General features: G+C 33.0%; 20 protein-coding genes. 7 read left to right on the forward strand and 13 right to left on the reverse strand.

Annotated features, from left to right (window positions below; translation table 11 throughout):
* Window positions 1-11 precede the first annotated feature (11 nt).
* The 6 genes from miaA to ABS764_RS00865 all read right to left on the reverse strand — a co-directional run bounded on the left by miaA (window position 12) and on the right by ABS764_RS00865 (window position 5847).
* Window positions 12-935: a tRNA (adenosine(37)-N6)-dimethylallyltransferase MiaA gene (miaA, locus tag ABS764_RS00840; protein WP_408078991.1), complete on the reverse strand. Its 924-nt coding sequence runs from the start codon at window positions 933-935 to the stop codon at window positions 12-14.
* Window positions 935-1768, reverse strand: a complete 834-nt coding sequence (locus ABS764_RS00845; protein WP_408078993.1) for an ion transporter — start codon at window positions 1766-1768, stop codon at window positions 935-937. Before ABS764_RS00845 ends, miaA begins: the two co-directional genes overlap by 1 nt.
* 11 nt (window positions 1769-1779) lie before the next feature.
* Window positions 1780-3141 carry an exonuclease domain-containing protein gene (locus ABS764_RS00850; RefSeq protein WP_408078995.1) on the reverse strand — a complete coding sequence of 454 codons (1362 nt, stop codon included), beginning with the start codon at window positions 3139-3141 and terminating at the stop codon, window positions 1780-1782.
* A gap of 76 nt (window positions 3142-3217) precedes the next feature.
* The gene (locus tag ABS764_RS00855; RefSeq protein WP_408078997.1) at window positions 3218-3880 is read right to left on the reverse strand and encodes a YggS family pyridoxal phosphate-dependent enzyme; all 663 of its coding nucleotides are present in this window, start codon (window positions 3878-3880) and stop codon (window positions 3218-3220) included.
* Window positions 3881-3907: 27 nt separating this feature from the next.
* Window positions 3908-4795: a 3-hydroxyacyl-CoA dehydrogenase family protein gene (locus ABS764_RS00860; protein WP_408078999.1), complete on the reverse strand. Its 888-nt coding sequence runs from the start codon at window positions 4793-4795 to the stop codon at window positions 3908-3910.
* Window positions 4796-4881: 86 nt separating this feature from the next.
* Window positions 4882-5847, reverse strand: coding sequence for a Gfo/Idh/MocA family protein (locus ABS764_RS00865; protein ID WP_408079001.1), 966 nt, complete (start codon window positions 5845-5847; stop codon window positions 4882-4884).
* Between the two features lie 123 nt (window positions 5848-5970).
* Here ABS764_RS00865 and ABS764_RS00870 point away from each other — a divergent pair, with 123 nt between their 5' ends.
* Window positions 5971-6612, forward strand: coding sequence for a protein-L-isoaspartate(D-aspartate) O-methyltransferase (locus tag ABS764_RS00870; protein WP_408079003.1), 642 nt, complete (start codon window positions 5971-5973; stop codon window positions 6610-6612).
* A gap of 10 nt (window positions 6613-6622) precedes the next feature.
* On the opposite strand, the gene smpB is transcribed toward ABS764_RS00870, so the two are convergent.
* Window positions 6623-7078, reverse strand: a complete 456-nt coding sequence (gene smpB, locus ABS764_RS00875) for an SsrA-binding protein SmpB (protein ID WP_408079005.1) — start codon at window positions 7076-7078, stop codon at window positions 6623-6625.
* A 70-nt stretch (window positions 7079-7148) separates the two neighbouring features.
* Between smpB and ABS764_RS00880 the strand changes: the two genes are divergently transcribed.
* On the forward strand, window positions 7149-7376 hold the full coding sequence (locus tag ABS764_RS00880; protein ID WP_408079007.1) for a VF530 family protein: 228 nt from the start codon (window positions 7149-7151) through the stop codon (window positions 7374-7376).
* Window positions 7377-7383: 7 nt separating this feature from the next.
* On the opposite strand, the gene ABS764_RS00885 is transcribed toward ABS764_RS00880, so the two are convergent.
* Window positions 7384-7953, reverse strand: coding sequence for a DUF3575 domain-containing protein (locus tag ABS764_RS00885; RefSeq protein ID WP_408079009.1), 570 nt, complete (start codon window positions 7951-7953; stop codon window positions 7384-7386).
* Window positions 7954-8072: 119 nt separating this feature from the next.
* The gene (locus tag ABS764_RS00890) at window positions 8073-8927 is read right to left on the reverse strand and encodes an aldose 1-epimerase family protein (protein WP_408079011.1); all 855 of its coding nucleotides are present in this window, start codon (window positions 8925-8927) and stop codon (window positions 8073-8075) included.
* Between the two features lie 120 nt (window positions 8928-9047).
* Here ABS764_RS00890 and ABS764_RS00895 point away from each other — a divergent pair, with 120 nt between their 5' ends.
* Window positions 9048-11303 carry a M1 family metallopeptidase gene (locus tag ABS764_RS00895; RefSeq protein ID WP_408079013.1) on the forward strand — a complete coding sequence of 752 codons (2256 nt, stop codon included), beginning with the start codon at window positions 9048-9050 and terminating at the stop codon, window positions 11301-11303.
* Between the two features lie 154 nt (window positions 11304-11457).
* The gene (gene cmk / locus ABS764_RS00900; protein WP_408079015.1) at window positions 11458-12153 is read left to right on the forward strand and encodes a (d)CMP kinase; all 696 of its coding nucleotides are present in this window, start codon (window positions 11458-11460) and stop codon (window positions 12151-12153) included.
* A 130-nt stretch (window positions 12154-12283) separates the two neighbouring features.
* Here cmk and ABS764_RS00905 read toward each other — a convergent pair whose 3' ends face one another.
* The 4 genes from ABS764_RS00905 to ABS764_RS00920 form a co-directional block, all read right to left on the reverse strand.
* Window positions 12284-13402 carry a PepSY-associated TM helix domain-containing protein gene (locus ABS764_RS00905; protein WP_408079017.1) on the reverse strand — a complete coding sequence of 373 codons (1119 nt, stop codon included), beginning with the start codon at window positions 13400-13402 and terminating at the stop codon, window positions 12284-12286.
* 45 nt (window positions 13403-13447) lie between these two features.
* Window positions 13448-15892, reverse strand: a complete 2445-nt coding sequence (locus tag ABS764_RS00910) for a TonB-dependent siderophore receptor (RefSeq protein WP_408079019.1) — start codon at window positions 15890-15892, stop codon at window positions 13448-13450.
* Between the two features lie 458 nt (window positions 15893-16350).
* Window positions 16351-17541: a DUF4998 domain-containing protein gene (locus ABS764_RS00915; RefSeq protein ID WP_408079021.1), complete on the reverse strand. Its 1191-nt coding sequence runs from the start codon at window positions 17539-17541 to the stop codon at window positions 16351-16353.
* Between the two features lie 896 nt (window positions 17542-18437).
* Complete coding sequence (locus ABS764_RS00920; RefSeq protein ID WP_408079023.1) at window positions 18438-19706, reverse strand: Shedu anti-phage system protein SduA domain-containing protein; 1269 nt, start codon at window positions 19704-19706, stop codon at window positions 18438-18440.
* Window positions 19707-20243: 537 nt separating this feature from the next.
* Here ABS764_RS00920 and rpsA point away from each other — a divergent pair.
* The 3 genes from rpsA (at window position 20244) to ABS764_RS00935 (ending at window position 25367) form a co-directional block, all read left to right on the forward strand.
* Complete coding sequence (gene rpsA / locus ABS764_RS00925) at window positions 20244-22019, forward strand: 30S ribosomal protein S1 (protein WP_408079025.1); 1776 nt, start codon at window positions 20244-20246, stop codon at window positions 22017-22019.
* A 221-nt stretch (window positions 22020-22240) separates the two neighbouring features.
* Complete coding sequence (locus tag ABS764_RS00930; protein ID WP_408079027.1) at window positions 22241-24400, forward strand: gliding motility-associated C-terminal domain-containing protein; 2160 nt, start codon at window positions 22241-22243, stop codon at window positions 24398-24400.
* Window positions 24401-24431: 31 nt separating this feature from the next.
* Entirely contained in the window at window positions 24432-25367 is a 936-nt protein-coding gene (locus ABS764_RS00935; protein WP_408079029.1) for a PorP/SprF family type IX secretion system membrane protein, read from the forward strand.
* The last annotated feature ends 2 nt before the right edge of the window (window positions 25368-25369 follow it).

A 25369-nucleotide genomic window follows, 5' to 3' on the forward strand; every position in this document is an offset into this window, starting at 1 on the left:
AACGGTTTAATTTAAGATTTTGTTTGAGTTTCAATATAATCAATTACCTGGTGAACCGGTGTTTCAAAATGGAACCATTTTGTATTGTTGTCTCTTTTGAACCAGGTTAGTTGGCGTTTTGCAAAACGTCGGGTATTTTTCTTGATTTCTTCGACGGCAGACTCTAACGAAAATTCTTTGTCAAAATAAGCAAATAACTCCCGATAGCCTACTGTTTGCAATGCATTTAACTCTTTGTTGGGATACAGTTCTTTGGCTTCTTTTAATAAACCTTCTTGCATCATGAGGTCAACCCGCTGGTTGATACGGTTGTACATCACATTTCTTTCGGCTTCCAGACCAATAAGAACTGGGGTGAAGTTTCTTTTGTTTTTTTTCTGATTTAAGAAAGAAGAATAAGGCTTTGATGTACCTATACAAACTTCAACAAAACGCATCATTCGTTGCGGATTGAGTAAAGTTTGCGGATTTTCCAGATTAATTTTTTCAAAATAATCGGCATCGTGTTTTTTTAATTGCTGTTGTAAATAAGTGATTCCTAATTTCTCATAATTAGCATTTACTTGCAGGCGTATATCCGGATTGATTTCAGGAAAGTCATCAAAACCTTGTAAAACAGCATTAACATACAAACCGGAACCTCCAACAAGGATTACATAATCGTTGGTTTTAAATAATTCTTCAATAGTAGCAATGGCTTCTTTTTCAAAATCACCAACGGTATAATGTTCAAAAATGCTTTTATTCTGAATAAAATGATGTTTGGCAGCTGCTAATTCTTTTGAATTAGGTACAGCAGTTCCAATGGTCATTTCCTTAAAAAACTGACGGCTGTCACAGGAAACAATTTCGCACTTGTAATAATTAGCTAATTGAATGCTTAAAGCTGTTTTTCCTATAGCTGTTGGTCCTGTTATGGTAATTAGTTTTTTCATTATTTGTTGTCTAAAGCATGTCCGCATTTTGGACAAAAGTTAGCGTCTTTTGGATATTCTTCATTACCACAATCAGGGCAGGGATTTTGATAAACAGTATCATTATTTTCATAATTGTGTCTGGCAATTTCAGCTGTTACAATTCCTGTGGGAACGGCAATAATCCCATATCCCAGAATCATAACTAAAGAAGCCATAAATTGTCCCAAAGGTGTTTGTGGAGAAATATCGCCATAACCTACTGTTGTTAAGGTAACTATTGTCCAGTAGATACTTACCGGGATACTGGTAAAACCACTTTCTTTACCTTCAATCAGATACATAATTGAACCAATGAGAATGGTACTTATCAAAACAAAATAGATGAAAATTACTATTTTATTTCTACTGGCAATAAGTGCTTTTTTTAATTTTATAGATTGGGTGTTGAACTGGGGATTATTTAAAATTTTAAACAATCGCAAAAGCCTTAAAGCTCTGATTACGGTTAAAATATTAGTTCCTACCAGAAAAAGAGATACATACATTGGTAAAATAGCCAGCAAATCAATAATGCCGTAAAAACTAAAAATATAACGAATGGGTCTTTTTATAGAAAAAATCCGAAGCGCATATTCAATTGTGAATAAAATGGTAATAATCCATTCTAAAGTAATCAGGTAAGAATGGTATTTTAAATTGAATCCGGAAACGGTTTCCATCATGACCAGAAATACACTAAACAAAATCAATCCCAGTAGTATCAAATCAAATAAACGTCCCGCTTTAGTATCGGTCTGGTATATAATTACATAGACTTTTCTTCTGAAAGATGTATATATTGAATTTGTCATTTGATTAAAGTTTAAAAATGGATAATCTTTAAAGCTTTGTTTTTTCGGATATAAGTTTGAATAATACGCTGTATATCGCGGCTGCTGTCCATCGGGATGAGAATGTTTTTTAAAATTTCCGGATTATTAATCTGATAGTTTAAGTCGTAATAGGCATATCCTTTATAATCACCATTTTCCACCAGTACAGCACTTCTTTCATTAACATTTCTGCCTCTGTCGACAATAATCATATTTTTATTTTCAAAACTATTTTTATCAATAAAATTTTGTACTCTCAGATTATAGTCTGAAGGAGAAATTTTACCGGTACAGGCACCCTCACATTCATTAGTTGTCACCTGAAAACAATTGGTTTTACTTTCGTATAAACCGGTTAGTTTTTGGCACAACTGATAATTTTCAGTAATGCTGTGTAAGGCATTTTTACCATCAGCAGCATTTAGATAGGAAAGAATTTCTTTTTTTCTGCCATCTGTTTTCTGAAGTTTCAAACGCAAATAACCCGCACTGTCTTTTTCAGAATAAATAGCCCAGGAAAAATGATTTTTGCGGGACATACGATTATAAACCGGTTTATTTATTTTGATTTCCTGTGCTTCTTTTATCAGTGCTATGAGTTCGTTTCCGGTTTCTTCGAAAGTTACCGTGTAAACTTCAGACTGTATTTTTTTTGCGCTTCGGGTGATTCCTGTAAAATGCTGATTGACTCTTTTTTTTATGTTTCGGCTTTTACCAATAAAAATTATTTTACCTTGCTCATTATGAATGTAGTAAACCCCTGTTTTTGAAGGTAAACTTTCTATGATATCTAATAATTTAGGAGCTATCCCTTTTTGGATTTCCGACTTGATTAATCCGGTAATAATTTCTTTTTCTACATCTTTATCCAAAAGCATTTTAAAGAGCTTAACAGTAGCCATGGCGTCTCCGCTGGCACGGTGTCTGTCTGCCATTGGAATTCCTAATGCACGAACTAATTTTCCTAAGCTGTGGGAAGTTTGTTCAGGCAATAGTTTTTTAGACAATTCGACTGTACAAAGTGTTTTGGTATTGAAATCATAACCCAGACGACGAAATTCAGTTCGAAGGATACGATAGTCAAAATCAGCGTTATGAGCCACTAAAACACAATCCGTTGTGATTTCCACGATGCGTTTGGCAACTTCGTGAAATTTTGGAGCCGAACGAAGCATCGCATTGTTAATTCCGGTTAGTTTTACCACAAAAGGCTGGATAGGAATTTCGGGATTGACCAGACTGATAAATTGATCAACTATTTGATGACCGTCAAATTTATAGATAGCAATTTCAGTAATCCCTTCTTCATTAAACTGTCCTCCGGTAGTTTCTATGTCTAATATTGCGTACAAAATAAGTATTCAGTTTACAGTTTTTAGTATTCAGTTTTAAATCTGAATTCTCAAATGGTTAATCATTAATCAATAATCAATTTCTCTCTCCAAATATACTACTTCCTACCCGAATCATCGTACTGCCACAATCGATGGCTAGTTTATAATCGCCGGACATTCCCATTGATAGTACTGAAAGTTTTAATGTCGGAACTGACTGCATTTGAATGGTGTCAAATATAGCTTTGAGGTGAATAAATTCCTGTTTTATTTGATCCTGATTATTTGTAAATGTTGCCATTCCCATTAATCCCAAAATACGAATATTTTTCATTTCCTGAAATTCAGTTAAATTTAAAAGAACTTCAAGTTCCTGTTCGTCAAAGCCAAATTTGGTTTCTTCTTCAGCAATGTGTATTTGCAATAAACAATCAATTATGCGATCATTTTTCTGAGCTTGTTTATTGATTTCCTGTAATAATTTCAAGCTATCTACGCCATGAATCAGACTTACATATTCTGCCATAAATTTTACTTTATTGGTCTGAACATGGCCTATCATGTGCCATTGAATGTCTTTGGGCATTTGCTCCCATTTTTCAGTCATTTCCTGAACCTTGTTTTCACCAAAAATTCTTTGACCGGCATTATAAGCTTCCATTAAATCCGATACGGGTTTGGTTTTAGAAACGGCTACCAGTGTAACGTGATCTGGTAAAGATGATTTTATTTTTTGCAAATTAGAAGGTATAGACATTTTAAACTTTTTATTTAGTTAAAATTATTAAAGAAACTGTTTAGCAACTTTTTCGGCTTTTTTATTTTCTGAATAATCGTAAAAACCTTCTCCCGATTTCACGCCTAATTTTTTAGCATTAACCATATTGACTAAAAGTGGGCTGGGAGCGTATTTAGGGTTTTTAAAACCTTCGAATATAACATTCATTATTGAAAGACAAACATCAAGACCAATGAAATCTGCCAATTGTAAAGGTCCCATTGGGTGTCCCATGCCTAATTTCATTACTGTGTCAATTTCCGTTACACCTGCTACATTAGTATGTAAAGTTTCGATGGCTTCATTGATCATCGGCATTAAAATCCTGTTGGCAACAAATCCCGGAGCATCATTTACTTCTACCGGATTTTTACCAAGTTTTTGGGCTAAAGTCATCGTGATTTTAGTTACTTCATCACTGGTTTGATTTCCACGAATTACTTCAACTAATGGCATTAAAGGCACAGGGTTCATAAAATGCATCCCAATTACCCGTTCGGGATGTGCTACTTCTGCAGCAATTCGGGTAATTGAAATAGAAGAAGTATTGGTTGCGAAAATGGTGTTATGCGAGCATAATTCATTTAGTTTTCTGAAAATACGAAGTTTTAAATCCAGATTTTCGGTTGCAGCTTCAACTACCAGATCGGCACCAACTACACCATCTTCAATATCAGTATAGCAAATAATATTGGTAATGGTTTTCATTTTATCTTCGGCAGTAATACTTCCTTTGGCAAGCATTCTGTCTAAATTAGTAAAAATAGTAGTCATTCCTTTTTCCAAAGCAGCTTCGGAAACATCAATTAATTTTACCGTAAAACCATTTTGCGCAAAAGTATGAGCAATTCCGTTGCCCATCGTTCCTGCACCTATTACTGCTACTATTTTCATATTGTAAAAAATGCTGTTTATATTTTAGCCACGAAATCACTAATTAACTTTGTGATTTCGTGGCTAACTTATTATTTTGTCTGAAATTATTTCTTAAAACAAGCTATAATTTGATATGCCACTCTCAAAGCTTCTGTTGCCTGATCCAAAGTTACAATTGGGGTAGTGTTATTGTTAATTGCATCCGCAAACGTTTCTAATTCATCTAAGATAGCATTATTTTGCTGTACTTCAGGGTTTGAAAAGTAAATTTGTTTTTTCACGCCTTCAGCATTTTGCAAAATCATATCAAAATCGCCAGGAACTTCGGGAGCATCTTTCATTTTTACCACTTCACATTTTTTTTCTAAAAAGTCAACAGAAATGTAAGCATCTTTTTGGAAAAAACGTGTTTTTCGCATGTTTTTCATCGAAATTCTGCTCGAAGTTAAATTAGCAACACAGCCGTTTTCAAATTCGATTCGTGCATTAGCTATATCCGGCGTATCACTGATTACAGAAACCCCACTGGCACTAATATTTTTCACTTTGGATTTTACGACACTTAAAATGACATCAATATCATGAATCATCAGGTCTAAAACCACTGGAACATCGGTACCTCTCGGATTGAATTCAGCCAGACGGTGTGTTTCTATAAACATGGGATTTTCGACCATGCTTTTGGTCGCTATGAAAGCAGGATTAAAGCGTTCTACATGACCTACTTGTCCTTTTACATTATATTCATTTGCTAAAGCAATAATTTCTTCAGCTTCTTCAATAGTATTCGAAATAGGTTTTTCTATAAAAACGTGCTTACCTGATTTTATAGCAGTTCTCGCACATTTGTAATGGGAAAGAGTGGGGGTTACAATATCAATTACATCTACAGCATGAATCAATTTGGCAATAGTATTGAAATTTTTGTATCCAAATTCTTTTGAAATTTTTTGAGCGTATTCCTGATTTTCATCATAAAAACCAACTAATTCGTATTTTTCAGATTGTTGTAATAAACGCAAATGAATTTTTCCCAGATGCCCGGCACCTAAAACTCCAACTTTTAGCATGATAATGTATTTTTAACAAAAGTAGGAAATTCAAATTAAAAATATAGAATAATTGATTTGGATTTTGGGTTTTGGATTTTGGAATTTTTACTGTTATTTTTACCAAAAAATAAACTCCACGCATTGAAAGATACAGCCAAACATCAAGGACTTCGCAATCAGTTAGTAAGCACTTTACAGCAAAAAGGAATTACTGATTTAAGAGTACTCGATGCGATAAAAAAAATCCCGAGACACCTTTTTCTGAATTCAAGTTTTGAGGATTATGCCTATCAGGATAAAGCATTTCCCATTGGTGCCGGACAAACCATTTCCCAGCCTTATACCGTAGCTTTTCAGTCGCAGTTACTGGAAATTAAAAAAGAACATAAAATATTAGAAATAGGCACCGGTTCCGGATATCAGACGGCTGTTTTATGCATGATGGGAGCAAAAGTGTATAGTATAGAGAGGCAAAATGAGTTGTTTAAACAAACATCAGCATTGTTGCCGAAGTTAGGAATAAGACCTAAACACCTCACTTTTGGCGATGGGTATAAAGGCTTGCCTACTTATGGTCCTTTTGACGGAATTATTGTGACAGCCGGAGCACCATTTATTCCTAAACCTTTAATGGCTCAGTTAAAAATAGGAGGCAGATTAGTAATCCCTTTAGGAGAAGAGGTTCAGATTATGACATTGCTGATTCGGAAAAACGAAACCCAGTTTGAAAAACACGAGTTAGGAGAGTTTCGGTTTGTTCCTTTGTTAGAAGATAAAAATTAAGCTTTTAAAATTAATTAAAAGCTTTTTTTATTCTGTCCAGATCACGTTTGGTATCCTGTTCTTTCAAAGATTCGCGTTTGTCATAATTTTTCTTACCCTTACAAAGTCCGATTTCGAGTTTTGCAAGCCCTTTTTCATTTGTAAACAAACGTAACGGGATAATCGTTAATCCTTTGGCCTGTACACTTCGGGCAAGGTTTTTTAATTCCCGTTTATTTAAAAGTAACTTTCGTTCACTTCTTGACTTATGGTTAAATTGGTTTCCAAAAGAATATTCTTCTATGTAAGTATTGATAGCAAAAAGTTCGGTACCGCTAAATTCACAAAAACTTTCTGTAATATTGGCTTTTCCCAAACGTATCGATTTGATTTCAGTTCCTGCCAGAACAATTCCGGCAGTGAATTTTTCGATTATTTCATAATCAAATCGCGCTCTTTTATTAAGTATGTTGACAGTTTTTAGCATAGGATTGCAAATGTAGAACAATTACTAAAATTCCACAATTTTTTAATCAAATTGATATAAATTTGCTTTTATGGAAAAACAAACATCAAATGATCCGCTTCACGGGGTTACTTTAAAAACAATAATGGAAAAATTAGTTGCTTTTTATGGTTTTGATACCTTAGGGGAATTGATAAAAATTAAATGTTTTACGGATAATCCAAGTATAAAATCAAGTCTGACTTTTTTAAGAAAAACCGATTGGGCCAGAAAAAAAGTAGAAGAATTATATATTAAATCATTGCCTAAGTTTGATTAAATTGTAATTACAACTTGTAGGAAATCATAACGCCGCCTCTGTAAGGAAGCCATTCACCACTTTTATTATACTTGGTAGCTGATTCATATCTTCCGGGCTGATCGGTGTAATATCCTTTATAAAATCCCTGATGCCAACCGCCGCCAATAAAAGCATCTAAGGTTAATTTATCGCTTAATTTTTTTTGATAACCAATTGTGGCGCCTATACGGTAACCCAAACCTTTTTCATATTTATTAGTTCCCCAGTAATTCCATTTTTGTAATTTATAAGCATCAGGTCCGGTATGGGCACCTAGATACAAGCCCTTGTATTTTTCTTTAAAGTAATAGCGGTATTCAGGTGTTAACATAATTGCCTGCATGGGTTTTCCATCAAAAGATTTCCAGAATGATGCAAAAATATCAATACTCAGGGTAGATTTAACTCCAATACTGGTTTCAATTCCTACTTGTGGTACTCCCACTAAAGCGGATAATCCGTTAAATTTTATATAAGTCTGACTTTGTATTGTAATCGAAAATAAAAAAATAAAAAGAGAGAAGCTGAGTTTTTTCATAGATATATTTACCGCCATTTTTTGATGTAAAATGGGGGGGTAAGCTGGCAAAAGTATGTTTTTTACTGTAAAGTATTTACTATAATTATGTTAATTGTGATAGGAATACTAAATAACCGGAACTACAAATATTAATTTTAAAACAGTGTAATGCTGAATTTTGAATCGAAAACTTCATTAGCTTCTATTATTTGGATGCCTTCTTTTTCAAAAATATTTCCTGTAGTATCGTTTGTATCTGAATAACCATACCAGGGTTCGATACAAATAAACGGAGCGTCTTGCTTAGTCCAGATTCCTAAATGCGGAAATCCATTATAAGCCACTTCAAGTAAAGGTTTTTTGTTTTTTAATATAGTTAAACTGCTTGATTTCAGGTTTTTAAATATAAGAGCGTCATTTTCGAATAAAGTATAATTTAATGCTACTAAATCATCCTGTTTTTCGATTGTTTCCGTTTTGTCTGAAATTAAATCATTCTCTAAAAGATTATAAACCAAAGCTTCGTCTTTTTCGAAAGCAATGGCATAATTTTCAAAATTTCCTTCTAAAGCAAAAGCCGGGTGTGCACCGATAGAAAAAGGCATTTTAGATTTACTTTTGTTAATTACTTTGTATTCAATATTAATGCTTTTATGTTCAAGGGTGTAAATAATTTGCAATTCAAATTCAAAAGGATAGACTTTTAATGTTTCAGCTGTTTCCTGAATGGAAAAAACAGCGCGATTTTCTTTCTGTTCAGTTAATTCAAACACTAAATCTCTTGCAAAACCATGTCTGGGTAAATTATATTCAGAATTATCTATTTTAAAAGAATTGTTTTTAAGTGTTCCCACGATAGGAAATAATACGGGTGAATGTTTTCCCCAAAATTCAGGGTTTCCTTCCCAGATGTATTGTTTACTGGTTTCATTAGATTGTAAGGAACATAATTCCGCTCCTTTATGATTTATTTTTGCGGTAAGACCGGCATTAGAAATTGTTGTAATCAAAGCGTATTTTTTTAATAAATTAAGTTCGTATAAAGATATTTCATAAATTTTAATTAAACCTTAAATTATATTAAAGTAATCTGTAATTTTTTTTATTAATTTGTTTCAAATTGAAAAAACATGAAAAACATTCGATTGGGAGTTATTTTTCAAATAGCTCTTTTTTTAGGGGGAAGCGCTCTAACAGCCCAGGAAACTACTGCTTTAAAACAAAAATCTAACTATGATTACCACGATGCTTTTGCTCCGTTTTTTTATACTAAAAATGGGACAGCTACACGTTCAGCAAGTGGAAAACCGGGAGTTGCGTATTGGCAAAACCGTGCCGATTATCAATTAACTGCCAGTTTAAATGAAAGTACAAATGAAATTACAGCTACTGATATTATTACGTATACCAATAACAGTACGGACGAAATGTCTTTTTTGTGGCTAAATTTAGATCAGAATTTATTTAAAGAAGATTCCCGCGGTGAGGCAATTGTGCCTGTAACCGGAAGCAGAAACGGAAAACAGGGACAAATTTTTGACGGAGGTCATAAAATTAGATCGGTTAAAATTATTAAAATTGATAACAAGAAGGTAAAGGATTTAGAAGCGAAATATCTTATTACTGATACGCGCATGCAGATTTTTTTACCTGAAACTTTAAAATCTAAAGGAGGGAAAGTTGAGTTCAAAATAGAGTTTTCTTATATTTCTCCAAATGAAGGATCAGACAGAACTGGAGTTCTGGAAACTAAAAACGGAAAAATATTTACTATTGCACAATGGTATCCGCGTATGTGCGTATACGATGACATTAGAGGCTGGAATACAAATCCTTATCTGGGTGCATCAGAGTTTTATTTAGAATATGGTGATTTTGATATTTCTCTTACCGTTCCGTCCAATCATATTGTGGTTTGTTCCGGAGAATTATTAAATCCAAAAGAAGTGTATTCTTCTGAAGGATTCAAACGATTCAATCAGGCTAAGGAAAGTGATCAGACAGTAATGATTCATTCTGTTGAAGATGTAGTAGCGGCTAAAACTCCGGATTCAACTACTAAAACCTGGCATTATAAATTAAATAATGCTCGTGATGTTTCATGGGCATCTTCGGCAGCTTTTATTTTAGATGGAGCCAAAATTAATTTGCCAAGCGGAAAAAAAGCATTAGCCTTATCTGCTTATCCGGAAGAAAGTGCAGGAAACGAAGCCTGGGGAAGATCTACTGAATACGTAAAGCATTCGATAGAAAATTATTCTAAAAGATGGCTGGAATATACTTATCCTGTAGCGACTAATGTAGCCGGAAATGAAGGAGGAATGGAATATCCGGGAATTGTTTTTTGCGGATGGAAAGCTAAAGGAAAAAGCCTCTGGGGCGTTACGGATCATGAATTTGGTCATAACTGGTTTCCAATGGTTGTGGGATCTAATGAGCGTTTATTTGCCTGGATGGATGAAGGATTTAACTCTTTTATTAATACATTAAGTGATGTTGATTTTAATAATGGTGAGTATAAAGGCGAAAAAGAAGACATGCATGAACACGCCTCTACCTATACAAGAGCCGATTTAGAAACCATGATGAGTTCACCGGATAACATGAAGGAAGCAAACATAGGTACTTTATGTTATTCAAAACCTAGTGCAGGACTAGTTATATTAAGAGAGCAAATTTTAGGTGAAGACCGATTTGACAGGGCTTTTAGAACGTATGTAGAACGATGGGCTTTTAAACATCCTACACCGGATGATTTTTTCAGAACAATGGAAAATGTAGGCGGTGAAGATTTAGGCTGGTTCTGGAGAGGATGGTTTCAGTACAACTGGCAATTTGATCAGGGCGTTAATGCTATCAAATACATAAAAAATGATCCTAAAAAAGGTGTTTTAATTACGATTGAGAATTTCGAAAAAATGCCAATGCCGGTTATTATGGACATCAAAACAAAAAGCGGAAAAACGGAAAGAGTTAAACTGCCTGTAGAGGTTTGGCAAAAAAATGTGCAATGGACTTTTAAACACCCTTCGACTGAAGAAATAGAAAGCATAACACTGGATCCCGATCATGTATTTCCTGATATTAATGAAACCAATAATAGCTGGACTGCTGATAAGGGAATAATTGAAAAGGATATTATTTTAGATCCTTATTTAGGAAGTTATTCTAATTCCAGAATGCCTATTAAGATTGTAATTACTGAAAAGAATACTCTTTTGAATGTAGAAATTACAGATTATCCGGAATTTTCACTAAGCCCTATTGGTAAAGATTTTTTTGAGTCTAAACGTGCCGGTTTGAAATTTCAGTTTAATGAAGATAAAACAGGATTTGACATGATTGTAAGTGAAAGCAGAAAAATTCCTTTTACAAAAGATAAATAATTGTAATCTAATTGTTAACGCTGAACGGCTATTGAAAATACTCAATAGCCGTTTTTGTTTTTTCAAAATTATATTGCCGTAATCTTTGTTTGTAAAGGGTAAAAAAATGTACTTTTATTGTTTTTATTTATTTAATAATCTCAAGAACTTCATTTTGGATAAAAAAATTATAATTGCAATTGATGGGTTTTCTTCCACAGGAAAAAGTACATTAGCAAAACAACTGGCAAAACATTTAGGATATGTATTTATAGACACGGGTGCTATGTACCGTGCAATTGCTTTCTTTTCTATGCAAAAAGGATACATTAATGATGAATTTTTTGATAAAGAAGCTTTAATAAAGAGTTTACCGGCTATTCGTTTGCAGTTTAAATTTAATAGCGGATTAGGTTTTGCCGAAATGCATCTGAATGGTGAGAATGTAGAAAAACAAATCCGAAGCTTTGAAGTTTCCGGTTTTGTGAGCAAAGTAGCTGAGATTACAGAAGTACGAAAAAAACTGGTGGAACAGCAGCAGGAAATGGGTAAGGACAAAGGCATTGTGATGGACGGAAGGGATATAGGAACAGTTGTCTTTCCTGAGGCTGAACTTAAAATATTCATGACGGCAAGTGCCCAAACCCGTGCTCAAAGACGCTATGATGAATTGCTTCAAAAAGGAGATTTGGTTACTTTTGAAGAAGTCTTTAATAATGTAGTAGAGCGTGATTATATTGATACACACCGAAATAATTCGCCATTGACAAAAGCAGACGATGCGGTTGAAATTGATAATTCTAACCTAAGCCGTGAAGATCAGTTTGATCTGGTTTTAGAAGTAGTAAATAAGATTACGAAAAAGAAATAATTCTTTAAAATCCGGTTTAAATTTTGAAGTTTATTAAATCAACAGAATTTATTTGCTGGAGGCAGGATGTGCATTTAATTATAAATAACTTTAAGTACAACTACTTTTTTTAAAGAATTTAGTACTTTATCTAATGTAGAATTTTTTTCTTTTTTTTTGGTCGCCACCAGATTAAAAATCCTGTAATGGGGGCGCTGGCAGCAAAAAGACATACTAAAAAAGCAATTATTTTAGTAGGTAAACCATAAATATTTCCCGTATGTACAGGATAGATAATGCGTCTTAATTTGTCTCCTTTTGTAAAGGTTTCATAAGGTTTTGTTTGGATGTTTTTAGCCGTATATCTATCAAAATAGGCAATGCTGGATTGATTAGGAATACGTTTTTCTGTATTTTCTTTGGTTACTAAAATACTACTAACTGTGTCGTTTGGCATTCTTATCTGAACGTTCCCCTGGTAAGGATAAATTTCATTTGTTTGATCTATAATGCTTTGATAGAAAAATGTTTTTTGAGACAGTGACTCTGTTTTAGGAGGATTGGTTACTTTTATAGATGGTTTTACAGCAATGCCATCCGTTAGATAATAAAGACTGTTTTCAAACCATTTAAATGACCAGGTTAACCCTGTAAGCGCTATAATGAATAAAAACAGGAAACTATAGAAACCAAGAACAGAGTGAAAATCCCAATTAACTCTCTTGAATGAAGCATTCCATTTGATAGTTAGCCGTTGTTTTAAATTCTTGAGTTTTTTGGGCCACCATAAAAACAAACCACTCAATAGTATAATAATAAAAATTAAGCAGGAACAACCGGTGATGAATTTTCCGGTTTTTCCAAGTAAAAGACTGCGATGTAATTTATTGACAATAGAAAAGAAATGTCTTTTTTGCTCCATACTACCGACGATTTTTCCGGTATAAGGATTCACAGCAAAAAAGAAAGTCTTGCCTTTGGTATTTTTGCCCATGACAAGAACGGTACGTTCAGGATCATTAAAAGTATAAATACGGTTGATCGTGTCAATAGCGTATTCTTTTTTTAATGTATTTATGGAATAATCTATTGGCTTTTTAAATTTTCCAACAGTTTCCACTTTGTAAAATTCAGGGTGAATGAACGTATCAATTTCTTCTTCAAAAACCAAAATACTTCCTGATAAGGCTACAATAAATACAATAAGCCCGGACGCAAGTCCGAGCCATAAATGTATTTTTCCGATACTTTTCTTGATTCTTTTATTCATTTCAACCTTATTGAATAAGTGTTTTTTTGTACAAATAAAAGAGAATTAAAACGAATAACCTAAGGTTAATAACCAGTTTTTAGGTGCTCCCGGGAATACCCGGATGTAATCGTATCCGCCAACCCAATACGTTTTATTCGCAATATTATTCGCATTCAACTGGATTTTGAATTTATTAATAGTGTAATACAAAGCAGCATTCATCACAGTATAACCCGGAATCGTCTGAGTTGCACTAATACTCAGGTTACGTTGGGTAACAAAATTAGAACCAAAAGCCAGTCCAAAATCTTTCAATGCTCCTTCGGTAAAATTATATCTTGTCCAAATATTTCCCTGGTGTTTAGGTGTGTTCGGTTTTTGTCTGCCAATTTCACTCGCTACCGGACTATCGGTAATACTGGACTCATTGAAAGAGTAAGCTGCCGAAATGCTCCATTGATTAGTAATTCTCCCATTAAGATCAATTTCAATTCCTTTGGATTCCTGTTCACCAATAGCTCTCATTAAATCAATATTGCTGGAATCATTGGCATTGTACAAGCTATTTTTTTCTTTGATTTTATAAAAAGCTAAGGTTACATACAAACTTTCGTTAAACCATGATGATTTTCCACCAAATTCAATCATATTGCTTTCCAAGGGATCAAATGGACCTCCCGCATTTGGATTAGAAATTATCGATGCCGTTTGCGGATTGTATCCTTTTACATAAGTACTGTATAAATTAACATTAGGTGTCAAAGTATAGGTAAGTCCCAGACGTGGTAAAAAAGAATGTTGTTTTACTTTCTTTTCATTGTCTTTAGTATAGTTTTCCCTATCAATATATTCGTCATAGCGCACACCCAGTAATGCTTTCAGCGAACCTAGTTTTATCTGATCCTGTAAATAGATTCCATACGTAGAGTAAAAAGTAGGGTCATAAGCTCTGGTGGTGTAAAAATATTTACTCATGTCTTTTAATTGCTGAGAATTGTATGGATTTGATAAATCAAAATGTGCCACATTGGGAACAGGATTTCCATTTGCATCTAGTAAATAAGCACTTTGGTTATTAGGATTATAGGTATTAATAGCACCGGTATTGGCTGCGTTTCTATAACCTTTTGCTTCTAACTGAGAACCTCCCGCAGGAAGTTTTTCCTGAGCATAATCATAACCTAAAACTAAGTTGTGATCCAGTATTCCGGTTTTAGTTTTATAAACAAAAAAGTTAGAAATATTATCGATATATCGTTTTCTTTTTCTCATAAAAACCTGCATTTCAATCGCGGTTGGGATGGAAACTCCGTTGCCGTCAACTGCATATTTATTAGCTCCGCGATGTTCTAATAAATCTTCGTTGTATCCTGTACGGATATAAGATGCCGAAAAAGAAAGATTATCACTTAATTGATGGTTTAATGAAGTGGTAAGAATATACGTTTCTTCATTTAAGTAATCATTTGAGGCATTGAGCGATTGTCTGATATTGGTAGAGTACAAATCATTTTCATAAGTAGATTGTCCCCGGTCTAAAATACTTTTGGAATTGTTATAAATTAAATCAAAGTTCACACGCGTTTTGTCATTAGGCAGGAATGAAAAGGAAGGAGCAATAACGATGTTTTTGTCAAATTGTAGGTCTCTGAATGAATTAGCATTTTCGTAACCAATATTCAGACGATACAAAAGCGTTTTGTCTTCATTAAGTGGTCCCGTAAAATCACCTAAAGCTCTTAGGGTGTTAAAACTTCCGGTTGAAAAACTGATGCTATTAGCAGCCTGATCCAATGGTTTTTTGGTAACTCTGTTCACCACACCACCCGGAGAAGCATTTCCGAAAAGGGCAGAAGATGGTCCTTTTAAAACCTCTACACGTTCAAGGTAATTGGTTAAAGGCTGTTTCCAGAAACCCGTAGAAGTTCGCAATCCGTTTAATAATTGGGTATTGCTTTGTCCGTTAATTCTAAATCCTCTGATGGAAATATCATCGTAAAAGGTGAATTGTGTTACGCCACTAAAGTTTTTTACCAGTTCTCCCACACGCATCGTTCCCTGATCGGCAATTAATTCTTTTGTAGCATAAGAAACGGATTGTGGCAGGTCTTTTAATGCAATTTCGGTTTTTGCACCAATAAAAGAGCGGGTATTTTTATATGACTTTTCTTTTCTACCGATAATTTCCACCGTTTGTAAAGCATTTATGTTTTCTTTTAAAGTAACATTAATAATTGTATTTTCATTCTCGCTTAAGGTTACTTTTTTTTCCTGACTAATGTATCCTAAAGCTGTAAAAAGTAAGGTATAGGTTCCGGAATTTAAATTTTTAAGTTCGTAATTTCCATTTTTATCAGCATCTGCCTGACGATTGTTTTCTTTAATAATAACAGTCGAATATAAATAATCCGGAGTGTTTTCGGTGTATATTTTTCCTTTTACAGAACTGCTTTGAGCTCTTAATATTGCGGACAGCCCGAATAACAATATGATGCAAATTTTTTTCATGATAAATACGTTAATTTTTTGCAAATTTATTTTTATTTAGAACAAGTACAAATAAAAATAACTGTTATTTTTTATATTTATATTAAAGAGCTGTTATATAAGGTATTGTGATTTTATTTTTTAGTTGACTTCAGGAAGTGTAAAAAAAAAACAGCTAAAAGACTGCTAGCTGAATTCCTGTTTGCTAATTCGTTCTCCATCTTTGAGTTCGTTGTTTAGTTTTTTTCTGATGAAACGGTTAATAAATCATTTCAAAATCATCATTGAAAAATCTGTCAAATAGATCAGGCAGGCTGGGAAAGAACTTTCCCGATAACCCGTTAAAGTGTTTTTAGAGCAAACTTGCTAAGAAGATAGAGAGTTGTTCTGTTTTCAATAGTTTTAGATACTAAAAAAGACAGCACTTTAATTTAAAAGGACTGTCTTTTCTAATTTATATGTTAATGTTTTTTTAATAATTATTGTACATGGACCAGTTCCCATGATTTTATATTGCAATAACGACCAGCTGCAGATTGAGTTGTAAGTTCTCCAAAAGATACCTCAGAGGCTTGATCTACAGTGAATTCTACAGAATAAACTTTTACGGTTTCAATTCTTTCGTATCCTAAAACTCCGATTGCTGTATTCAGGTCTTCAACATCGGGAAGTCCATTTCCACTGGAGATAACAAAATATGCACCACCTTCATCTGCAAGGGAATGATTTGTAGCTGTTACAGTAACTTTTAACTGATAAGTTGCCGGCTCTAAACTAATAGTTTGATATATTTTTCCATTAACAATTTCAGGAGCTCCCCAGCCGGATTCGAGATTAAAAATATTGCCGTTTTTCTGATCCCATCCACCATATCCGTCGTGGTTTTTTGCTGCATCATTGGTAATCCATGGGGATCCTAAATTACCCCATCTTGAACCGGCTTCTTCTGCTACATAAGGTACTGCAGCATTTTGTAAAATAGGTAAAACAAATGGTTTATGATTAGTGTAGTCCGTGTAAATGGTGTCCAGTGCTAGTGGTGAGTATTTAAAAGCGGTGCGGTATTTTAAGGTTGTACCACTTTTGAAATCAGATATAGCAATTTTAATATTGTTAGTTTTGTTGAAAATCTCAATTTCCTCATCCTGATCATTGGTATAGATTATTTCAGTACCTAAAATTCCGGTAATAAGAGCTATTGGGCTAAACGTAAAATTTAATTGACTGTGTTTTAATTCTGAAGTAACAATTTCTCTGTTTTCAATAGAACTCAGATAAGTATCACCATAAACTTTGGCTCCTCCGCTGGCAAGCTCAGTGTTATTTCCTTCACTGTCAACGGACAGAATTTCGAATATGTGAAGTTTTTCATCAAGATTATTGATTTCTGTTGCAAATAAGTTTTCTTCACCTTCATGTGTTACTGGTACTGTAACAGATTGAGATTTATTGTCCCAATATATTTTTACTTCAGACATATTGGCATCATCAACTTTTCCTTCAATAGAAACCATATTTATTCCCGGTCTTATTTCAAAAGAGGAAATTTCAGTTGCTGTATTTGAACCATTATTTGAAGAATACATAGAGTATTCATCATCACAGGATAAAATGGTTAAAAATAAGCTCAAAATAATTAATTTAATCGCATAACGGTGTTTGAAATTCATAATAATTTGGTTTGGTTAATAATCGGTTAGTTTTGATAAAATTCCCTCATTAATGTGTGTTTTTAATCAAAATTTCAGCAATAAAAGAGGTGTTTTTTTTGAAGTTATAAAATGCAAGTATTGTCAGTATCCTGTTGTGTCCTGTATTAAATACTGTTTATTATCGCTATTTAAATTAATTCATAGCCAGTGTTTTAATTTTTTTTTAGCAGGAAATACGCAGTTAAAAAACGGTGTTAGCAGTAGTTTTTATAGTAGTTCGTCTTTACGTAAATTTTTGAAATAGGAATGCCGGTTTATTAAAAAAAGACCATTATTTTTCAGTGTTGATTTTTTGTGATAAAAAATCGTTTTTTATTGATTTTTTTTGCTGAATTAGTATTTTTCTTAAAAAAAATGATTAAAAAATAGAGATAAAGCAAAATTCTTACAAATGAAAAACCTTTTTAAAAAGCAGATAAGTTTTTTTTGTAAGAATTAATGTAAATCGAATAAAGTAATTTTTAATATTTAATTGAATTGAAATTTTATTCTTCGGTGGTTCTTCGAGTGATGATAAGATTGAAATATAAAATATAAATAGGTACAATTTTACTAACTTTTAGTCACAAATTTTTCATACTGACAAAGGAAGCTTTGTATTAAGTGGATTAAAATATTTGAATGTGGCTTGCTTGTTCATTGTTGCGGACTTGGAAAGAACTTTTTCGCTATCGTGTTAAAGTATTTTTAGTACAGTTCATTGCGAGGAACGAAGCAATCTCATTTAGTAACTCGACAAAGTTGCTCATTGTTGAGGGCACGGATTACAAATCCGCGCTATCGGGTTAATCAAGATGCCACACGAAAGGATTCGTGCGGCAGCGTAAGGGTAGTTTGATAGTGTTAATTAAGTTTCAAAAAGGCAAATCATCTGGACAATTATCGGGTGTTAATGTAGCAGATGTTTGTATGCTGGCTAAAAGGTTTTTTAATCTTTCTAGTAATTCGTCATATAAAACAAATTCAATATCTTTTAAACTTTCTCTTAGATTTTTAAAATGATTTCGTTTTTTTTCAGTATCTAATTGTTTTGTGTGACCAATTACAATTATCGCTCTAGGATTTATAATATTAACTTCTAATCCTTGTTCAGTATCAGTTTCTGTTTCTTCTTTTATAGTTTTAGCGTAAGGTAAAGCGTTTTCTTTAGATTTTTGAATATAGTCTGAAACTTGTGCAATTACCATGGAAACATCTTTACTCCAAAACCAAGTTTTATGACTTTTGTCATATTGAATCAAATCTGTACTACTTTTTTTAAGTTCATAAAAATCAATATATCCATATATGTCAACTAAAACTAAATCAGGATATTTAGTGATTCCTGTTGCAATGTTTTTATAATTTACTTTATGAACATATCTACTATCAAATAGAGTAATATATTCATCAAAAAACTTTTGCCACTCGCTTTCTGCAGGATTTTCGGTTAGTAGTTTTTCATATTTTATAATTATTTCTTGCAAGGATAGGATTTGTGCATTTTTCATTAAGCCTGCAGTCATCTTTTTAATGATATGACCAGCTTTAAATTTTTGAGTAGCTTTCACGTAAAATTCACCTAATGCCTGAATTTCGTTAGCTGTTAACTTTGCTATCAATTTATCATTTAGATTTCTTAATATTAAGTCTTTATTGTTATTCGTTTCTGAATAATCAAAATTAACATCAGGAAAAATATCAACGATAAGATTTTTAATAAGGGTTTTTTTAGTGTCATCACAAGCTCTTTGTTCTTGACGTATTAATTTTAAAAGCAATTCTATATCATCATAATTTAAAACTAGACTGCTCTTTTGTCTAGTTGAAGTTTTTGATTCACTTAAAATTATAGTATCAATCTTATTGTCATTGAATTTATATCGAAAGAAATTATTTAAACTCCTTTCTGAAAAACCATAACCATATTGGCTAATGAATGAAGGAAATTCATCAGAATCTTCTATTATAATTTTCTTTATTTTTTCACCGTCATATTCGTAATCAATATTTCCTTTAATAAAGGAATAAATTAAAAATTTCTCTTTTTTTTCATCATCCTTATTTTGTCGATATATTTTCTTTACAGACTTTGTGATTTCTTCAAATAAGATTAGTTTTTCTGTATTTTTTATTTCTTTCATGTTGATAATCTATTTTTAAAACTGCCTACATTTTGCATAACAAAATCATACTAGTATTCGGGAGTCTAAATAATTTATTAAGTTTCAAATATATCAAAATATCTTTACAAAAGTTATTGTGAAAACAAAACGAACTAAATAGCCCTGATGGAAGTGGCATCCTTTTTATTTTGTCCTTTGATTCATGAATTGTTTATTGTTTGAAAATGGCTTCGACAAGCTCAGCCTGACAAGTAAAATCTAAACCTGACAAAATAAAAAGATAGAACGGACAGCAGGAGGGAAGTAGTTTGAAAACCAACTCCTTGTGCTGCTGAAAAAGGAAAAAAAGCGTATAAAAAGTGGTGAGTTTGGGTTTAGTGGTGATTATCAGCGTGATTTGTTTTGTGATTACAAATAAAAGTTTTAATTTTGCGCACCTTTTGGTGAATAGGAGTTTCCTTTAGGTATCAACTAATTATACAAACAACTTCTGTTGTTTTCTATCACATTAAGAAACTCGAGCGAACACAGAATACAAATTTTTTATCAGAACATATGTCTGAACAAATTAAATCACAAGAAGAGTTTTTAGCAAATTTTAACTGGCACAACTTTGAAGAAGGTATTGATGCAGTAGATGAAAAAAACTTACAAGAGTTTGAAGAACTAGTATCTAAAACTTTCATTTCTACAGATCAGGAAGAAGTAGTTGAAGGAGTTGTAGTTAGAATTACAGATAGAGACGTTATCGTTGATATCAATGCTAAATCTGAAGGTGTTATTTCTTTAAATGAATTCCGTTACAATCCAAACTTAAAAGTAGGTGACAAGGTTGAAGTATTAATCGACATCCGTGAGGATAAAACAGGTCAGTTAGTATTATCTCACCGTAAAGCACGTACTATCAAGTCTTGGGATAGAGTTATTGCTGCTAATGAAACTGGAGAAATCGTTAATGGTTTCGTTAAATGCAGAACTAAAGGTGGTATGATCGTTGACGTTTTTGGAATTGAAGCGTTCTTACCAGGATCTCAAATTGACGTTAAGCCAATTAGAGACTATGATGTTTACGTAAACAAAACTATGGAATTCAAAGTGGTAAAAATCAACCACGAATTCAAAAATGTTGTTGTATCTCACAAAGCGCTTATCGAGGCTGATATTGAAGTACAGAAAAAAGAAATCATCGGTCAATTACAAAAAGGACAAGTATTAGAAGGAGTTGTTAAAAACATTACTTCTTACGGTGTGTTTATTGACTTAGGTGGAGTTGACGGATTAATCCACATTACTGACCTTTCTTGGTCAAGAATCAACCACCCATCTGAAGTTCTTGAATTAGACCAAAAATTAAATGTTGTAATCCTTGATTTTGATGATGAGAAAACAAGAATTCAATTAGGATTGAAACAATTAAACGCTCACCCATGGGATGCATTAGATGCTAACTTAACTGTAGGTGATAAAGTAAAAGGTAAAGTAGTTGTAATCGCTGATTACGGTGCATTTATCGAAGTTGCTGAAGGTGTTGAAGGTTTAATCCACGTTTCTGAAATGTCATGGTCTACTCATTTACGTTCTGCTCAGGATTTCGTAAAAGTAGGTGATGTAGTTGAGGCTCAAATCTTAACTTTAGACAGAGACGATCGTAAGATGTCATTAGGTATCAAACAATTATCTCAGGATCCATGGACTGACATTACTTCTAAATACCCGGTAGGTTCTAAACATACAGGTATCGTTAGAAACTTTACAAACTTTGGTATTTTCGTAGAATTAGAAGAAGGAATTGATGGATTAATCTACATCTCTGACTTATCCTGGACTAAGAAAATCAAACACCCATCTGAATTTGTAAACGTTGGTGAAAAATTAGACGTAGTTGTATTAGAGTTAGATGTTGAAGGACGTAAATTATCTTTAGGTCACAAACAAACTACTGCTAATCCTTGGGATCAGTATGAGGATTCATTCGCTGTTGGAACTATCCACAACGGAGAAATTTCTGAAATCGTTGACAAAGGAGCTACTGTAGAATTTGGAGATGATATCGTTGCTTTCATTCCTACTCGTCACCTTGAAAAAGAAGACGGTAAGAAATTGAAAAAAGGAGAATCTGCAGATTTCAAAGTAATTGAATTCAACAAAGAATTCAAAAGAGTAGTTGCTTCTCACACTGCTATCTTCCGTGAAGAAGAAGAGAAAAACGTGAAAGCTGCAACTGAAAATACTTCAAATGCTTCTACTAATGCACCAGCTGCAACTTTAGGAGATAACAATGATGTATTAGCTGCTTTGAAAGCTAAAATGGAAAAATCTGAGAAAAAATAATTCTCAAACTTTTTTATAATTTAAAGGTCCCGCAAATTGCGGGACCTTTTTTTTTGAAATATTTTTTACTTAATTTTAAAAATATAAAAAGCTATAGTTTATTTTAAAAGCAGTTTTGTCTAAATGCTTTAATGTATTTTGTCGATTTTTTTTGATATTCTTACTGCTTTATTTCTTACATTCGCTTTACTTTACTCCAAATTTAACCTAAAAAGTACTGTATGATAGTAAAACTACTTTCTTTTATAAAAACCAGTTTTATAAAATGTTCTTTTCTTTTTTTGTGCCTTTTATCCACAAACAGTTATTCGCAATGTGCAGGTGAAGATGCCACGGTCACCATTTGTAATATTCAGGATCCCGTTAATAAAAGTATTAATCTTTTTAATCTGTTAGGCGGAAGTCCGACACCGGACGGAACCTGGATAGATAATTCAAAACCGCTTGGAGATAATACCTTTAACGGAATATTGGATGCTCAGTCGCTTAGAAACAGCGGTATTTACAGTTATACCTATGTTCAGGATCCTTCAGGCTGTACGGATAATCAAGCCACAGTTATTGTTACAATTGGACCTTATGCCGGGGTTCCAAGTCCTAATATTACTACTTGTGATGATGTAGAGTCGTTCAATTTATTTCAGGCTTTTGACGGAACGCAATTAGCTCCGCAGCAAAATGGTAGGTGGACTGCTAATAATACTCCGGCTACATTATCAGGAAATATTATTAATCCAAAAGTTTTAGGTGCAGGCACTTATTCATATACCTATACGATTCCGGCTTTGGATACATGTCCGGAACAATCAGCTACTGTTTCTGTTTCGGTATTTCGTAAACCAGTATCGGGGAGTCCTACGCATTTAAGAGTATGTAGTACGGATGACTTAACAGTCTATAGTAATTTAAATTTGAATGAGCGATTAGCTAATGAAGATGCGGGTGGAAGATGGACAGAGCTGTCGGGAACAAGTGAATTGTCAAATTCTGTTGATAATATAATTGATGTAACACGTATCTATAATACATTAGGTGCAGGAACTTATAGTTTTAGATATACTGTTTTATCTTCAAATCCTATTTGTACGAATTCACAATCGACAGTTCAAATTATAATTGAAGATCCATTGGATTTTACAGGAAGTACTTTAGTGGTGAATTCGGATATTTGTGAAGACGAAATAACATCTGCCACTTATTCAGCAACTTTGACCAAAGGGCCTCAGCCTATTCCTGATGGGAATTATAATGTAACTTATTCTATAAACAATGGCAGTACTACAAAAAACATTACGGTTAATGGGAATTTTATAAGCGGAACTTTTGTTTTTGATGTTGATCGTTTAAATCTTCCCGCCGTAGCTAATTATACTTTTACAATTAAAAACATTGTAAAAACATCGTCTTCGGGCATTTGTAATAATATAATTGGAGTTATTTCAGATGTTTTATCCATTTCTCCATTACCACGAATTAATGATGCAACTCTAACAATTAATTCGGTTTGTAGTGGATATGATGCTGAAGTTGAAATTTCAGGAAACACTAATTTAGCCAATGGAAATTACAGAATAGTTTATAGTTTATCCGGCGATAATGTAGCTAGTAATCAGGCTTTAGAATTCACTGCTGTAAATGGAACAGCTTCATTTTCTTTACCCGCAAATTTACTTACCAATGTAGGTACTAATACTGTATTTACAATTAATAATATCATTAATTTAACAACTTCTTGTTATAATACAGCCACTTTATCAAAAGGGTTTATAATTAATGCTACGCCTGATGTATCAGGAATTTCTTTAGATATAAAGAATGAATGTTTAGAAGGCGATACGGTGGTTGAGTTATCCGGTTTAGGAGATGTAACTAATCTTACTTTTGATTATACGTTAACAGGAGCAAATGTAGCTGCAAATCAAACAATTAATGCAGAAGTTAATTCAGGAAAAGCGAGTTTTATTATACCAATGTCCGTTTTAGTAAATATTGGAACTACAAATTTTACTCTTAATTCTTTAATCGATGATTCAAACGGTTGTAGTGCTATTGTGGTAGATAATAACACTGCTTCATTTACGCTTGACAATTGTATTGTTTTTATTCCGGATGGTTTTTCGCCAAATGGAGATACTGTGAATGATACTTTTAGAATACCTCAAATTGAATTCTTGTATCCTGATTTTTCATTAGAAATTTTTAACAGATATGGTAATATACTTTTCAAAGGGAATAAAAATAAACCGGCCTGGGATGGTAGAAATTCAGATTACAAAATAGGAATTGATGGTGTAGCTCCAAACGGAGTTTACTTTTATATTCTTCATTTTAATAAAGGAAATAAAAAACCAGCTCAGGGGAGACTATACTTAAACCGATAGTTGATTTTGTTACACTAAAATTAAATTTCTAATGAAAAGAAAAATACTTATTATAAGCTTTTTATTAATCATAATAAAAGCATCAGCCCAACAAGATCCTGAATACACTCATTATATGTACAATATGAATATTGTCAATCCGGCTTATGCAACCGGTACTCAGGCAATGTTAGATTTTGGTGTTTTATATCGTTCGCAATGGGCAGGAATAGAAGGAGCTCCTAAAACCTTCAATTTTTTTGGGCATACTTCTTTAACTAAAAAAGTAGAAATGGGCTTTTCATTAATCTCTGACGATATTGGTGACGGAGCAAAAAAAGAAGATAATTTCTATGCTGATTTTGCCTATGTTTTAGATTTGAATGCTACAGCCAAATTATCATTTGGATTAAAAGCGGGGTTCACTTCCTTTAAAACTAATTTTAACGGATTTCAATTTGAAAGTGGTGGCTCGTCAACAGATCCCGCTTTTGAAGAAAATATAAATAATGTATTTCCTAACATAGGCGTAGGAGCTTATTACTTTACAGATCATTATTATTTAGGTTTGTCAGCACCAAATCTACTTTCTTCTAAACACATCGAAGAACGTGCCGGAATCAATGCTTTTGGTTCCGAAAAAATTCATATGTTTTTTACCGGAGGTTATGTTTTTGACTTATCCAATACTTTTAAATTAAAGCCGGCATTTATGTCTAAAATTGTGGCCGGTTCAGCAATTTCTTTAGATGTTTCTGCCAATGTATTGTTTAATGAAAAATTTGAATTGGGTGCTTCGTATCGATTTGATGATTCGGTGAGTGCTTTGATGAGTATTAAAATTTCCCCAACTATCAATTTAGGTTATGCTTACGACTATACGACTTCTAATTTAGGGCAGTTCAATTCCGGGACTCATGAAGTTTTTGTTTTGTTTAATATCGATCTTTTAGGGAAAGGATATGATAAATCACCTAGATTCTTTTAATA

This window comes from Flavobacterium plantiphilum (assembly GCF_046000495.1).
Classification (GTDB): Bacteria; Bacteroidota; Bacteroidia; order Flavobacteriales; family Flavobacteriaceae; genus Flavobacterium; species Flavobacterium plantiphilum.